Here is a 13,940-nt window from a genome sequence, read left to right on the forward strand (position 1 = left end):
TAACCGGATGTCGGCGCCGTCGCCAACGGGTTGAGGTTGGAAGGGTCTGGATTTGCTGGACGATATCGGGATTTTCTGGCGGGGCGTGGTGCTGGGCGTGATCATCGCGGCCCCGGTGGGACCGATCGGCCTGCTCTGCATCCGCCGGTCACTGGAACGCGGGCTGTCCACCGGGCTGGCCACCGGCCTGGGGGCGGCATTGGCCGATGCGTTCTTCAGCGGCATCGCCGCCTTCGGCATCACCGCCGTGATCGACATGATCACCGCCAATATAAGGCTGTTGCAGCTGGTGGGCGGCACCTTCCTGCTGATCGTGGCCGGGCACAGCCTGACGCGGGAACCCAAGCCGCTGGCCGCCGAGCCCGTGGCCGGCAACCTGCCGGCGGCGGTGTTCTCCGGCCTGTTCCTGACCGCCACCAACCCCGTCACCATCCTGGGCATGAGCACGCTGGTCGTCGGCTTCGGCAACACGAAGGGGCCGGTGGAGGATGGCACGCTGGTCGGCGGCATCTTCCTGGGATCGCTGCTCTGGTGGGTGGTGCTGTGCGGCGGCATCACCCTGCTGCGCAGCCGGGTTACCGGCCGGACGGTGCACTGGATCAATGTCGGCACGGGTGTGCTGCTGGCGGCACTGGGGCTCTATACGCTGGGCAGTGCGGTTTGGGGGTAGGAAGGACCGGCGGACGTGGCGGGCACACCCAGTTCCAGCGGATAGAAGATGCCCTTGATACAGTCCGGATTGCGGACGGCGATCTGTACATGACTTCTATAGTGTAGCCCGCTGCCGGGAAAGACCTTCCCACCCTCTACGAACATGCCCCGGACCGTATCAAAGGCAGGAGTATTCGCCTTCATACTGATCATCTCATGTAAATGCCGAAATACGGCACAATCAAGATAACGCAACAGGTGGTCATTATCTTTGCTGCCCTTGGGGCTCTTATTTTCCGGTACAGGGAGACCCGCTAGTTCATGGTACCCAATGAAGGATCTATGGGCTGCCTTGAACAGTTCGATACTCTCCCTGGCAACCATGTCGAGACAGTTCCCAAGGTCGATCACGGCCCCGATAACGGTTGGATTACTATAATCGCCGCGTGATGCTTTCCATTTGGCCCATTCCAAAGCTCGTACTGGGTCGGACTCCCAAAAATAGGCGCCAGGACCCAGCCAGTCATAGTCCCGATCGCTTTGCAGGATACGGGCCCCTTCCAGCACGGCCTTGCAGGCAACGGCAGCGTCGCAGCCGTGATATCCCAGGACGAAGGAAGTGGCCAGCCGGCTCACGCGGCATCCTTGCCCTTGCCGCCATCCTTGCGGGGCGGGCCGCCATATTCGGGCGTCAGCTCGCCTTCCTCCGTATAAATTCCTTCTTCGATAAGGGTCTTGCGGGCCAGTCCCTTGGTGGCCAGCATACGCTCGTTTCCGGCCTCGATGGCTTCCAGGATCCGCTTGTTACGCTCGGCTATCGTCATGAACATGGGGGCATCTCCCGATCTGTGGTCATGGATCATATGGGCGACGTTCGACGCTGCCGGTAATGGATTCAAGATTGCCCGAGGTTCCGGGTTCGGGCAAGCGCACAAAAGCCAAGGGTGAGGGGCAGGGGAAAGCTGACTTTTCCAGCATGGTTTGCTATGCTGTGTCCATCAATGCCATTCCCATGTCCGCATCACCCGTGCCGACAGTTCGGGCGAGAGCATTCGGAGCGGGCCCAGTTCAGACTCCGACCGCTCCCACCTCTGAAACACCCCGTAAATTCCGTTGCGCAACGTTGCACATGGCCGGAGTTCGCCCCGCGCCAACTCCGAATGCCCCCTCAATCCGCCCGGCAATTCTGGCGCAGGAATTCCCGGTGAGTGGGCATGTAATCGGCGGAATTGCTGACCGCGTCCTTGATCTGGGCCAGCCGCGCCTTGGTCTCCTCCAGGCTCAGCACATCGGCGACGGGGTCGTATCCCTTGGGCATCATCAGCTGGCCCAGCATGACGGCGAACCAGCTGGTGTCGTTGAACAGTTCCTCATTCTCCCGAAAGGTACGGCCATGGTCCATGAACACGGCCATCTTCTCCGCCAGCCGTTCCGGCACCGGCATTTCCCGGCAATAATCCCAGAACGGGCTGTCGGTGCGCTGCGTGGCCTTGTAATGCAGGATGATGAAGTCGCGGATTTCCGTGTATTCGGTGGTCAGGATGCGGTTGTAGCGGGCGATGGTGGCCGGGTCGAAATCCCGGTCGGGGAACATGGCCATCAGCCGGGACAAGCCGCTCTGGATCAGCCAGATCGACGTGCTTTCCAGCGGTTCCAGGAAGCCCGACGCCAAACCGATCGACACGCAGTTCTTGATCCACACCTGTTTGCGGTGCCCGGCCTTGAAGCGCAGGATGCGCGGGTCGGCCGTGGGCTTGCCATCCAGGTTGGACAGCAGCACCGAAATCGCCTCGTCATCGCTGATATATTGCGAGCAGAAGACATGGCCGTTGCCGATGCGGTGCTGCAACGGGATGCGCCATTGCCAGCCGGCCTTGTGGGCGGTGGCGCGGGTATAGGGTTCGATCCCTTCGATCCCCTCGCATGGTACGGCCACGGCCCGGTCGCAGGGCAGATGGTGCGACCAGTCGGTGAAACCGGCCTTCAGCGTGTCCTCGATCAGCAGCCCGCGGAAGCCGGAGCAATCGATGAACAGTTCGCCCCCGACCTGTCCGCCATCGGCCAGCTCGACGGAATTGATGAAGCCCGTTTCCGGATGCTGATGGACGCGCACGATCCGCCCCTCCCGTCGCACCACGCCGCGGGCCTCGGCATATTGGCGCAGATAGCGGGCATAGAGGCTGGCATCGAAATGGAAGGCATAGGCGATTTCCGACAAGGGCGAGCGGCCGGCATTGATGGCGCGCATGAATTTGCCGCGCGCGCCGGCCGTGGATTGCAGCGACCAATCCTCGATCCTGTCCACCAGCCCCAGATGTTTCAGGCGCAGCCAGAAGGCATGGAAGGACACGCCCTCCATATTCACCCCGATATGGCCGAACGGGTGGAAATAGGTGTGACCCAGCTTGCCCCAGTTCACGAACTGGATGCCCAGCTTGATGCTGCCCCTGGTGGCGCGCAGGAACTCGTCCTCGTCGATGCCCAGCATGCGGTTGAAGGTGGCCATCTGCGGGATCGTGGCCTCACCCACGCCGACCGTGCCGATCTCGTCGCTTTCCACGACGGTGATCTCGGCATAATCGGGGCCCAGGACGCGGGCCAGGGTGGCGGCACTCATCCAGCCGGCGGTGCCACCGCCGACGATGGTGATGCGGCGGATGCGGCGGTCGCTCATGATTGCCTCGGCGCGGGACAGGTGCGGGCCAGGAATTCGCCATGGCTTGGCATGGCATCGGCGGCACGGGTGAAGACGGTGCGCAGCCGGTCCAGGTTGTGGCGGACCAGGCCGGGATCGATCGTGTCGGCCAGCGGGTCCCAGCGTTCCGGCGTCACCCCCTGGCCCAGCAACACGGCGATCCAGCTGCTTTCGGCGAACAGATCATCCTCATGCCGGAACAGCCGACCGCAGGCGCGGAACAGTTCCATCTTGTGCCGCAGACTATCGGGGACCGACATGGATGCTGCCCGTTGCCAGAACGGTTCCGGGCGGCCATTGGCCTTGTAATGCAAGATGATGAAGTCGCGGACCTGTTCGAACTGCATCTGGGACAGGCGGTTGAAGGCTTCCTCGTTCACCGGGTTGAAGGACCGGTCGGGGAACAGGGCCAGCAGCTTGGAGATGCCGGCTTGGATCAGGTGGATCGACGTGCTTTCCAGCGGCTCCAGAAAACCCGAGGCCAGCCCCAGGGCCACGCAATTGCGGTTCCACATCTTGCGGCGCCGGCCGGTGGTGAAGCGCAGCGGCTTGGGATCGGCCAGCGCCGGCCCCTCCAGATTGGACATCAGAATGTCGGCCGCCTGCTCATCGGTGGTGAACTGGCTGCAATAGACATGGCCGTTGCCGGTGCGGTGCTGCAACGGGATGCGCCATTGCCAGCCGGCGGGCCGGGCCATGGCCCTTGTATAGGGTTTGGGCGGGGTGACATTGGCCGATGGCACCGCCAGCGCCCGATCGCACGGCAGCCAATGGGTCCAATCCTCATACCCGGTCTGCAGCGCCCCTTCGATCAGCAGGCCGCGGAAGCCCGAACAGTCGATGAACAGGTCGCCCTCGATCCGCTTGCCGCTTTCCAGCACCACGGACTGGATGAACCCGCTCTCCGGGTCCAGGGGGACCTGGGCCACCTTGCCCTCGATCCGGGTAACGCCGCGCGCCTCGGCATAGCGGCGCAGGTAGGCGGCATAAAGCCCGGCATCGAAATGAAAGGCATAGGTGATCTGGGACAGGACCGATGACGGGTCCGGCACCGGCCGGGTGAACTTCTCCTTGTTCACCATCGTGGCGCACAGATTGTAATCGTCGATGCCGGACGCCAAGCCTTGGGAATGCAGTTTCAGCCAGAACTGGTGGAACTTCACCGCCTCCATATCGAAGCCGAAGGACCCGAACGGGTGCTGATAGCGGTGGTCCGGCCGGGTCCAGCCGTCGAAGACGATGCCCAGCTTGATGCTGCCCTGGGTGTGGGCGATGAAGTCGTTCTCGTCCAGGCCCAGCAGCGCGTTGAACTGCCGGATGGGCGGGATGGTGGCCTCGCCCACGCCGACCGTGGCGATCTCGTCGCTTTCCACCAGGGTGACGCGGGTGACGCCGTTGCCGGCCAGGCGTGACAGGGCGGCGGCCGCCATCCAGCCGGCGGTGCCGCCACCGACGATGACGACATTGCGGATGGGATCGGGGGCTCGCGTCATGCCGCGTCTCCCAGCAGCCGGGCCAGCGCCTGGGCATGGCTGGGCAGATTGCCGGCCGCCCGCAGCAATACCCCCCGCAGCTTTTCCAGATGCGCCATGATATCCGTGTCCGACAAAGCAGCCGCCTGCGCGTCGCAGCGCCGGGCATGGATGCCGGCGGCGTCCAGCATGTTCATCCAGTCGGCCCGCCCGAACAGCTCCCCGTCATAAAGCGGAATGCGGCCCCGGCTTTCATAGAGTGCCAGCTTGTGGGCCAGCGGCTCCGGCGGTTCGATGCGGCGGGCGGCATCCCAGAAGGGCTCGCCCAGCTTGCCATTGCACCGGAAGCGCTGGATCAGGAAGTCGCGTGCCCGTTCCGTCTCATCGACGGCCTGGCGGTTGAAATCACCCGCCTCCGGCCCTTCACCCGGCGCTACGGGATAGAGCGCCAGCATGCGGCGGATGGATGAGATCAGCAGGGCCAGGGCCGTACCGCCCACCGGGTCCATCAGGCATGAGGCGGCACCCAGCGCCAGGACATTGCCATGCCAGGCCCGTTCCCGCCGGCCGCTGGTGAAGCCCTGTCCACCCTCGATCCCCAGCTTCGTGACCCAGGCCCCCTGACGCAGCGGCAGGCGTCGGGTCCAGCCGGCGCTGTCGGCGCCATGCAGCGCATAGGGCGGTGGCGTGCCCTCGGCCGCCGCCTGTTCCACAATGTAGCGATCGCAGGGCAGCCAGTGCTGCCAGTCTACCCAGCCATTGCCTTGGGTGGCCAGCAGGGCACGGGGGCCGGTGGCATCGATATACCAGCCGCCGGAAACCTCATTATCATCGGCCAGAACCAGAGCGGCCACCCCGCCATCCTCGTTGCGCCGGACATGCGACAACGGGGCAGGGGCCAGCCGCGCCCCCGCCGCCAGCGCCTGCGCCCTGGCCAGCGCCGCCAGCCCGCGCAGATCGATGAAGGCACCCGGTGCCAGGGTGGAAAGGACGGAGCGCATGTCGGGCGAGGGCAGGGCGAACCGCTCGGCCTGTGCGGCCAGGGTGGCCAGCGAATAATCGGTCATCCGCACCTGGGCCCCGGCGGCGCGTGCCCGCCAGACCAGATGCGGGAACGCCACCCCGTTCAGATCGGCCCCCGTCTCCCCGAAGGGCAGGAAGCTGACGGAGCCTGTGCCGGCCCAGCCGCGAAAGGCGGTACCCAGGCTGAACCCGCCCCCGCCGGCGCGCATGATGTCGGCCGGGCTGAGGCCCAGCAGGCTCGCCAGATCCTCGACATTGCCGGGCAATGCCTGGGCGACGGGGCCGAACGGGTCCAGGCTGTCATCTGCGCCGGGCAGGGGAACGACGGTGACCGACCCGCCGCGCCCGGCATGGTTGCGGGCCAGGGCGGCGGCTGCCAGCCAGCCGGTGACGCCGGCCCCGGCGATGGTGATATCGTGCAGCGGGTTCATGCCGGCACCTGCATACGGTAACGGGACAGGATCTCGCTTTGCAGGGGCATGCTGGAGGCGGCCCGGCGGCAGCTTTCGATCTCCGCCGCGATCACCCGGTCCACGTCGGCATCCGCGACCAGGGCGGCGCGGGGGTCCACCTGATCGGGCAGGATGTTCTGGCCCAGATAGACGGCCAGCCAGCTGGGTTCCAGGAACATGCCGTCGCGATAGAGCGTGACCACGCCGCGCTGCTTGAACAGTTCCATCTTGGTGGCCAGGCTGTCGGGGATCGCCATGGTGCGGCAATGGTTCCAGAACGGCGTGTCGTCGCGCTGGGTCGCCACATAATGCAGGACGATGAAATCCCGCACCCGTTCATATTCCAGGGCCATCAGCCGGTTGAACTCCGCCGCGTCCAGCGGGTCCATGACGGGGCTGGTGGGGAACAGGTCCAGCAGCCGGCCGATACCCAGCTGGATCAGATGGATCGACGTGCTTTCCAGCGGTTCCAGGAACCCGGCCGCCAGACCGATGGACACGCAATTGCCCACCCATTGCCGTTTGCGCTTGCCGGTGGTGAAGCGCAGACGGCGGGGTGCCGCCTGGGCCGGGTTCTCCAACTGAGCCAGCAAGGCGGCTTCGGCAGCGTCATCATCGATGAAGCCGCTGCAATAGACATGGCCGTTGCCGGCCCGGTGCTGCAACGGGATGCGCCACATCCAGCCGGATTCGCGCGACGTGGCGCGGGTATAGGGCGATGGCGGCCCGTCATTGGCGCACGGCACGGCGACGGCCCGGTCGCAGGGCAGCCAGCGGGTCCAATCCTCATACCCGGTCTTCAGCGCCCCTTCGATGATCAGACCACGGAAACCTGAGCAATCGACGAACAGGTCGGCCTCGATCCGCTCCCCGCTTTCCATGACCACGGCATCGACATGCCCGTCGTCGCGCAGCGCCACCTCGCGCACTTTGCCCTCCGTCCGCACCACGCCGCGCGCTTCGGCGTAGCTGCGCAGATAGGCGGCATAGAGCCCGGCATCGAACTGGTAGGCATAGGAGAAGGTGGAGAAGAAATTGGAGGGATCGGGGGAGGGGTGGCCGAATCGGCCCATGCGCAGCGCCTGGATGGGCAGGGACACATCGTCCAGACCGCCCGCCGGGGTGCGGCCGGCGCGGTGTGCGCGGGTCCAATGGTGATGGAAGGGCACCCCGCCGATATCGCGCCCGAAGGCGGCGAAGGGGTGGACATAGGCGTCACCCTTGCGGCCCCAGTCGCGGAACTCGATCCCCAGCTTGAAGGTGGCCTCCGTGCGCGACATGAAATCGGCCTCGTCCAACCCCAGGCTGGCATTGAAATGCCGGATATGGGGCACCGTGGCCTCCCCCACCCCGACCGTGCCGATCTCCGCCGATTCCACCAGCCGGATCGACACGCCCGTGCCCGCAAGCTTCGCTGACAGCGCTGACGCAGCCATCCATCCGGACGTACCACCCCCTACGATCAGCACGCGAACCTTGGGTGGTGTATTTGTATTATTTATTTTCATTGTTCCTCCCGTTACTGAAAATGTTAACGCTCACTTCTCCTGGTCGTCAATGAGTGTGCGCCGCGCAAAGGGATTTGCTGCATCGCAACAGAAGAAAACACTTTTTTGTTAGCCCTAACATAAGGGTGCTTGACGTTGGGGCGGGTCGTGATTACCAATTATTCTTGTTCAAGGCGCAAATCTAAAAATGCTAGCGCTAACATGGGAGGAATGGGGATGGGTGTTTTGGAACGCCCCCGAAAGGGGTTGCGGCGGGGTCGGCATTCTATCGGCCGGACGCTGCAAGGCGGGGTCTCCGTCGCGGCGCTGTGCGCCATTGCGACGGTCCTGCCGGCACAAGCCCAGCAGAAACAAGATGATAAGCCCGTCGGTGGCCAGGCCGCGGCCCCGGTCGCAGCGTCGGTTGCCGGCAATGACAGCGCTGTTCTGGTGGCCCAGGCGAACACAGCGGCCGATTCCAGCACGCTGGAAGAGATCATCGTCACCGGCTTCCGCAAGTCGCTGGAAAGCGCGCAGGAGATCAAGCGCAACGCTGAAAGCATCGTCGACAGTGTGACGGCCGAAGATATCGGTGCCCTGCCCGACCGGTCGGTGACCGAGGCGTTGCAGCGTATTCCCGGCGTGTCGATCAACCGTTTCGCTGCCGGCATCGATCCCGACCATTTCTCGGCCGAAGGCTCGGGCGTGGTGGTGCGCGGCCTGACCTATGTGCGGTCGGAATTCAACGGGCGCGAGGCGTTCAGCGCCAATAACGGCCGTGCGCTGGGCTTTGCCGACGTGCCGGCCGAACTGATGGGTGGCGTCGACGTGTTCAAGTCGCCCACCGCCGACCGGATCGAGGGTGGTATCGCCGGCGTCGTCAACCTGCGCACGCGCAAGCCGTTCGACGGCGAAGGGCTGGTCGCGTCGGCTTCCGCCGAGGCATCCTACGGCGATTTCGTGAAGAAATGGGCACCCACCGGCTCCGTACTGCTGTCCAACCGCTGGGAGACGGGCATCGGTGAGGTGGGTCTGCTGGGCAGTTTCGTGGGTTCGCAGCTGAAGACCCGCGCCGACCGGTTCCAGCTCTCCAGCTTCCGCGTCCGCAATCTCTATTCCAATGGCGACGTCGTCCAGAACCCGGACGGGCAACCGCCGGCGACCATCACCGACCAGGTGCTGTTTCCGCGCGGCGCGGTGATGGGCAACCAGGAGTTCGACCGCAAGCGCTATGGCTATGCCGGTGCCGCGCAGTGGCGCAGCCCCGACAATAGCATGGAAGCCGTCTTCACCTTCCTGCGGTCGGACAGCCGGCAGGCCTGGACCGAGCATGCGGTGGAAATCGCCACCGACAATGTGGCCAACAATGGCGACAGCCGGCGCGTGCCGGGCACGACGCTGGAGTTCGACGCATCCGGCCTGTTCGAGAGCGGTTTCATCACCGGCCCCAACGGCTGGCGTGACGATAATCGCAGCCCCACGGACAGCAATGGCAACCCCAATATTCCGCGCATCACCGAATATGGTCTGCAAAGCAACAATATCCGCCGTGACCATGACGAGAAGCTGACGACCGACGATTACGGCTTCAACTTCCGCTGGGACGCGACGGAAAATCTGGGTGTCAATTTCGACTATCAGCATGTGAAGTCGAAGACCTGGATCATCGATAACGGCCTTTGGGCTTCGACCTACCAGAATGTTTTCATCGACATGAATGGCGGCAAGGGGTATCCGACGGTGGAATTCCGCCCGCCCCAGGTCTGTACCGGACCCTCGAGGAACTGGACCTGCGGCGACGGTGCCACCGGCAGCCCCACCTATTACGGTGCCGGCCATAACAGCTTCGCCGATCCCTATAACAGCTTCTACCGGTCGGCGATGGACCATATCGAGGATAGCGACGGCAATTCTGACGCCGCCCGCATCGACCTCGATTACAAGGTCGAGGACAGCGACTTCTTCAAGTCGGTGCAGACCGGTTACCGCTATGCCGACCGTCGCCAGACGGCGCGCTTCTCCACCTACAATTGGGGCCGCCTGTCCGAACAATGGGGCAATAACGGTCCGGTCTGGCTGGATGATCCGTTGAATGGCAACCCGGCCCTGCCCGGCGGCTCTCCCGGCACGGCCTATGAGCAATATACCTATCCCAACTTCTTCCGCGGCAAGTTCCCCGACCCGCTGCTGGGCCAGGGCCGCCTGTTCTATAGCGGCAATTCCGCCAAGAATTATGCCGACTACATCGCCTATGCCACGTCCATCAACCGGGAGTGGGAACCGACGGTAACAGGGGCCGACGGGGTGGTGCGCAATGGCGGCTGGAATGCGCTGGCCAACCGCGAGGGTGTCATCGCCGGCACGCCCTTCCTGCCGGGTGAGATCAACCCGATCCGGGAGGAGAACAACGCCGCCTATCTGTTGACGCGGTTCGACACCGACTTCGCCAATGGCTGGAACCTGGCCGGTAATGTCGGCGTGCGCTACACCACGACCGACCGCACTTCTTCGGGCTTCCAGTCCTTCCCGGCGAGCCGCGGTACCTTTGTCACCGACGCGTCCTGTGCGCAAACGCAGGCGGCGATTGACGCTGGTGAGGCGGGCGTGACGTTGCCGGCCTTCTGTACCCTGTCGCCCGCGGTTCGGGCACAGGCCCGTGCCTTCATGAACAACGCGCTGAACCCGACCGAAGTCAAGATCAACTATGATTACTGGCTGCCCAACCTGAATGTGAAGTTGGAAGTGGGGGATGGTGTCCAGTTCCGCGGCAGCTATTTCAAAGGTGTGGCCCCGCCTGCCATCGGGCTGGTGCGCAACTACTACAATGTCAATCTGGAGCCGGTGCAGAATGTCGATGCCAATGGCAACGCCATTCCCGGTTCCTTCCGCATGCAGGGGCGGTTTGAAGCCGGTAACCCCTATCTGCGGCCCACGACCGCCGACAATTTCGACCTGACGGCGGAATGGTACTTCTCCAATGTCGGACAATTGACGGGGTCGCTGTTCTACAAGCGGCTGAAGGGCGTGTTGACCAACAATACGGTCCGCCAGTCACTGACCAACAACGGCTCCACCTTCGATGCCATTGTCAACACGTCGGTTAATTCCGATCAGGTGGGCAAGATCAAGGGCTTCGAAGTCGCCTATCAGCAGACCTACGATTTCCTGCCCAGCTTCTTCTCCGGTCTGGGCTTGCAGGCCAACTACACCTATGTCCATTCCAAGGGCGTGCCGCAAAGCACCCTGTCGGAAACCGACCCCGATGTGGGGGCAGGCCGTGTGACGACGGTGGATATGACCAAGCTGCCCCTGCAGGGCCTGTCCAAGCATCAGTTCAACATCACGCCCTTCTGGGATTACGGTCCGATCTCCGCCCGCGTCTCCTATTCCTGGCGGTCGGACTTCGTGCTGACCATCCGCGACGTGATCTTCCCCTATGACCCGATCATCAACAAATCATCGGGCCAGTGGGACGCCTCGTTCTTCTACAGCTTGAACGATCAGATAAAGCTGGGTGTGCAGGGTGCGAACCTGCTGAACGAGGTCACCAAGACCTCGGCGGTGGTGACGGGCCCGGATGGCGAGAATGTCGAGGTGCCGCGCGGCTGGTACATGAATGACCGCCGCATCACCGCGGTCCTGCGCTTCACCTACTGATTTTCGAGTTCACTTCTCTCCTCAAGGCCTTGGCGCCGTTGCTCACGCGACGGCGCCATTTTTTTATTCAGGCGGGCCGGTAGATGGCGAACACCTTCTTCACCTGCTCCCGGCTTTCCCAGGAACAGTCGGCCCCCTGTTCGACCAGGAAGATATCGCCCTTGGCGAAGGTGGCTTCACGCCCGGCCCCGTCCACGAAGGTGACGGACCCTTCCAGCAGCAACATCAGCTCGAAATGGCGATAGCGCATGGCGCGGCGGTGATAGGGCGTGCTGTCCCAGATGCCGGCCATATAGGTGCCGCTGGCGGAGGTGTAGAGCGTGTTGTTGCGGCAGGCAGGCGTGGGTGTCAGCAGCAGTTCGGCCAGGGGTGCACCGGACGGCGACAGCGGCGCGTCATTATCGATTGCCACCAGCGCATCGGCCCCGGCCCCGCCTTCCTCCGCGCTGCGCATGACCAGCGCGGTGGCACCGGCCGGCGCCAACCAGGACAGCGGCAATCCGCGCGGCACGACGGCGGAACCATCCGGACCCAGGGTCACCGCCACCCCGCCCGCCGCCAGGGTCAGCGACCCGGTCAGGACCAGCACGAATTCATCCCCCGCCAGCGCCGGCACCTCGCCCCGGCCGGGCGCCAGACGCAGGGCGGACAGGGTGACGGGACCGGGGGCCAACGGCAATTCCACCCGCCCTTCCAGCCAGGAACCGCCGGCCGCCCCTTGCGCCAAGGCATCGGCCGCGAAGGCACGCAGGTCTATGAAGCTGAATACCCGTTCCATGTCGCCAATCCCCGGCCGTTAGAAGGCGGGCAGGATAGGCGGGGCAACACGGCGTGAGGCACCGATCCAGCACAGGGCGGCGGCAGGACCTGCTGTTTCGTTTTCCCTTGTATGTCGGTGTTGGCCGTTCTGAAATAGGATCTGGCTATCGGCGCTCGAGCGCCGGGCCGGCGGTCGCCGGCCCCCAATGACATGAGTAAAAAACTCATGTCATTGGTATCAGCCCGCCCCGTTCGCCCCATGCCGGCGGTTCCATTCGCGGATCACGTCGTCGGATAGGGGCGTGTCCCTGTCCGCCATCTCCCGTGCGTAGCGGTCGGGATCGACGGGTGCGACGGGACGCATCGCCGCGATCTTCCGCTGCGTGTCCAGCACCGCCTGCACCTGTTCCATCGTCGGCCCTCGTGACCGGCGGCTGGCCAGCAGGGTGCGGTCGCCGAAGAAGAAGGTGATCACCGCTCCCAGCACGATCCACATCTCTTCCGGGATCAACGCCCAGGCCTGGGCGGCGGCGGCGAAACCCACCGGGTCGGCCGAGGCCCAGACGAAGATGCCGATCACCCCCAGCGCCATGGCGGGCCGGGGCAGGCGGTTCAGGCCATCGATGAAACTGTCCCACCAGGTGCGGGCCTGGCGGTCGGCGAATTCCGCGCCGAATTGCTGGAACCGGGCCAGCATCTCCGCGTGGCGGCCCTGTTCATCCTGGACCTTGTCGCCGGTAAAGGGCGTGATGGCGCTGGCCACCGCCTGGACCCCGCCGCCAATGACGGTTTGCAGCAGCTTGGTCAACATCCCGTGATCCCCCTGATGTGTGGAGATACAGGATATAGGAATAAAAACATAAAATCAAAAACGGTCGGATTTTAAACCACATTGAAATGGTCCGGTACGCCGCCGGGCCAGACCGTGCCCCACATCTGCATGCCGCCATCGATGGTGATCATCTCGCCGGTGATGAACTTGCCCGAGGGTGCCAGCAGATAGACCACGCCCTCCGCGATGTCCCAGCCGTCGCCCAGCCGTCGCATCGGGTTGGAATTGCCGAAACGTGCGCTGGCTTCCGGTGGATAGACATTCATGCCGTCGGTGGCGATCGATCCCGGCGCCACGCAATTGACGCGGATGTTCAGCGGCGCCCACTCCACCGCCACGCTTTTGGACAGATAGATCACCCCGGCGCGCGCCGCACAGGTATGGGCGGCCTGGGGCATGCCGCGTTCGATATAGGCGACGATATTGACGATCGACCCGGCCTCTCCCCGGTCGCGCCAGCGCTGTGCGGCTGCCTGCATCATATGCCAGGTGCCGTTCAGGTTGGTGTCGATGACGGCGTTCCAGCCCTTCTTGGAAAAATCGATGGCCGCCTGCGGATACTGCCCGCCGCCATTATTCACCACATGGTCGATGCGCCCGAATTCCGCGATGGTGCGGTCCATCAGCGCGTCCACCTGATCGGGCTCGCGGATGGTCATCGGCGTATAGGCGATGTCCAGGCCCAGATGGTGGCGGATGCCGTCGCGGGTTTCCGCCAGCTTTTCCTCCCGCCGACCGCAGATCATCACCTGTGCGCCCAGCCGGGCAAACAGATAGGCCATGGCGCGCCCCATGCCGCTGCCTCCGCCCGACAGCACGATCACCTGTCCCGCCAGCAGGTCGGAACGATAGACGGTGGGCAGGCCGGCAAGCTGTTCGTCGCTATGGCCCCATTGTTTGGGTTCGGTCATG

11 protein-coding genes are annotated in these 13,940 nt (G+C 64.2%); 2 read left to right on the forward strand and 9 right to left on the reverse strand.

All coding sequences use genetic code 11. The annotated features are described in order from the left end of the window. The first annotated feature begins 52 nt into the window (after positions 1 to 52). A complete protein-coding gene (locus tag ACM9HJ_RS22160; RefSeq protein ID WP_416573945.1) occupies positions 53 to 670 on the forward strand; it encodes a LysE/ArgO family amino acid transporter in 618 nt (205 codons plus the stop codon). Here the strand turns inward: ACM9HJ_RS22160 and ACM9HJ_RS22165 are convergent. From ACM9HJ_RS22165 to ACM9HJ_RS22190, 6 genes are all read right to left on the reverse strand, one after another. Continuing rightward, positions 640 to 1,287, reverse strand: a complete 648-nt coding sequence (locus ACM9HJ_RS22165) for a hypothetical protein (RefSeq protein ID WP_416573946.1) — start codon at positions 1,285 to 1,287, stop codon at positions 640 to 642. The two genes, ACM9HJ_RS22160 and ACM9HJ_RS22165, sit on opposite strands and share 31 nt — an antisense overlap. Continuing rightward, the gene (locus ACM9HJ_RS22170; RefSeq protein WP_416573947.1) at positions 1,284 to 1,481 is read right to left on the reverse strand and encodes a hypothetical protein; all 198 of its coding nucleotides are present in this window, start codon (positions 1,479 to 1,481) and stop codon (positions 1,284 to 1,286) included. The genes ACM9HJ_RS22165 and ACM9HJ_RS22170 overlap by 4 nt, the downstream gene beginning before the upstream one ends. A 338-nt stretch (positions 1,482 to 1,819) precedes the next feature. After that, complete coding sequence (locus ACM9HJ_RS22175) at positions 1,820 to 3,325, reverse strand: tryptophan halogenase family protein (protein ID WP_416573948.1); 1,506 nt, start codon at positions 3,323 to 3,325, stop codon at positions 1,820 to 1,822. Further along, positions 3,322 to 4,839: a tryptophan halogenase family protein gene (locus ACM9HJ_RS22180; RefSeq protein ID WP_416573949.1), complete on the reverse strand. Its 1,518-nt coding sequence runs from the start codon at positions 4,837 to 4,839 to the stop codon at positions 3,322 to 3,324. The genes ACM9HJ_RS22175 and ACM9HJ_RS22180 overlap by 4 nt, the downstream gene beginning before the upstream one ends. After that, positions 4,836 to 6,272 (reverse strand): tryptophan 7-halogenase, encoded by a 1,437-nt coding sequence (locus tag ACM9HJ_RS22185; protein WP_416573950.1) that lies wholly within the window; start codon positions 6,270 to 6,272, stop codon positions 4,836 to 4,838. The genes ACM9HJ_RS22180 and ACM9HJ_RS22185 overlap by 4 nt, the downstream gene beginning before the upstream one ends. Further along, positions 6,269 to 7,801 carry a tryptophan halogenase family protein gene (locus tag ACM9HJ_RS22190; RefSeq protein WP_416573951.1) on the reverse strand — a complete coding sequence of 511 codons (1,533 nt, stop codon included), beginning with the start codon at positions 7,799 to 7,801 and terminating at the stop codon, positions 6,269 to 6,271. Before ACM9HJ_RS22190 ends, ACM9HJ_RS22185 begins: the two co-directional genes overlap by 4 nt. Before the next feature lie 216 nt (positions 7,802 to 8,017). Here ACM9HJ_RS22190 and ACM9HJ_RS22195 point away from each other — a divergent pair, with 216 nt between their 5' ends. Continuing rightward, positions 8,018 to 11,437, forward strand: coding sequence for a TonB-dependent receptor (locus ACM9HJ_RS22195; RefSeq protein ID WP_416573952.1), 3,420 nt, complete (start codon positions 8,018 to 8,020; stop codon positions 11,435 to 11,437). A 67-nt stretch (positions 11,438 to 11,504) separates the two neighbouring features. Here ACM9HJ_RS22195 and ACM9HJ_RS22200 read toward each other — a convergent pair whose 3' ends face one another. The 3 genes from ACM9HJ_RS22200 to ACM9HJ_RS22210 form a co-directional block, all read right to left on the reverse strand. After that, the gene (locus ACM9HJ_RS22200; RefSeq protein ID WP_416573953.1) at positions 11,505 to 12,215 is read right to left on the reverse strand and encodes a cupin domain-containing protein; all 711 of its coding nucleotides are present in this window, start codon (positions 12,213 to 12,215) and stop codon (positions 11,505 to 11,507) included. 219 nt (positions 12,216 to 12,434) lie between these two features. Beyond that, the gene (locus tag ACM9HJ_RS22205; RefSeq protein ID WP_416573954.1) at positions 12,435 to 13,007 is read right to left on the reverse strand and encodes a 3TM-type holin; all 573 of its coding nucleotides are present in this window, start codon (positions 13,005 to 13,007) and stop codon (positions 12,435 to 12,437) included. A 71-nt stretch (positions 13,008 to 13,078) separates the two neighbouring features. Next, positions 13,079 to 13,939 carry an SDR family oxidoreductase gene (locus ACM9HJ_RS22210; RefSeq protein WP_416573955.1) on the reverse strand — a complete coding sequence of 287 codons (861 nt, stop codon included), beginning with the start codon at positions 13,937 to 13,939 and terminating at the stop codon, positions 13,079 to 13,081. Between the last annotated feature and the right edge of the window lies 1 nt (position 13,940).

Source organism: Niveispirillum sp. KHB5.9, from assembly GCF_048066115.1.
GTDB lineage: Bacteria > Pseudomonadota > Alphaproteobacteria > Azospirillales > Azospirillaceae > Niveispirillum.

What these genes read in the sequence shown, in the direction of transcription:
- ACM9HJ_RS22170 (WP_416573947.1), bottom strand. Translation starts at nt 1,481, where the DNA reads ATGTTCATGACGATAGCCGAGCGTAACAAGCGGATCCTGGAAGCCATC.
- ACM9HJ_RS22175 (WP_416573948.1), bottom strand. Translation starts at nt 3,325, where the DNA reads ATGAGCGACCGCCGCATCCGCCGCATCACCATCGTCGGCGGTGGCACC.
- ACM9HJ_RS22180 (WP_416573949.1), bottom strand. Translation starts at nt 4,839, where the DNA reads ATGACGCGAGCCCCCGATCCCATCCGCAATGTCGTCATCGTCGGTGGC.
- ACM9HJ_RS22185 (WP_416573950.1), bottom strand. Translation starts at nt 6,272, where the DNA reads ATGAACCCGCTGCACGATATCACCATCGCCGGGGCCGGCGTCACCGGC.
- ACM9HJ_RS22190 (WP_416573951.1), bottom strand. Translation starts at nt 7,801, where the DNA reads ATGAAAATAAATAATACAAATACACCACCCAAGGTTCGCGTGCTGATC.
- ACM9HJ_RS22195 (WP_416573952.1), top strand. Translation starts at nt 8,018, where the DNA reads ATGGGTGTTTTGGAACGCCCCCGAAAGGGGTTGCGGCGGGGTCGGCAT.
- ACM9HJ_RS22200 (WP_416573953.1), bottom strand. Translation starts at nt 12,215, where the DNA reads ATGGAACGGGTATTCAGCTTCATAGACCTGCGTGCCTTCGCGGCCGAT.
- ACM9HJ_RS22205 (WP_416573954.1), bottom strand. Translation starts at nt 13,007, where the DNA reads ATGTTGACCAAGCTGCTGCAAACCGTCATTGGCGGCGGGGTCCAGGCG.
- ACM9HJ_RS22210 (WP_416573955.1), bottom strand. Translation starts at nt 13,939, where the DNA reads ATGACCGAACCCAAACAATGGGGCCATAGCGACGAACAGCTTGCCGGC.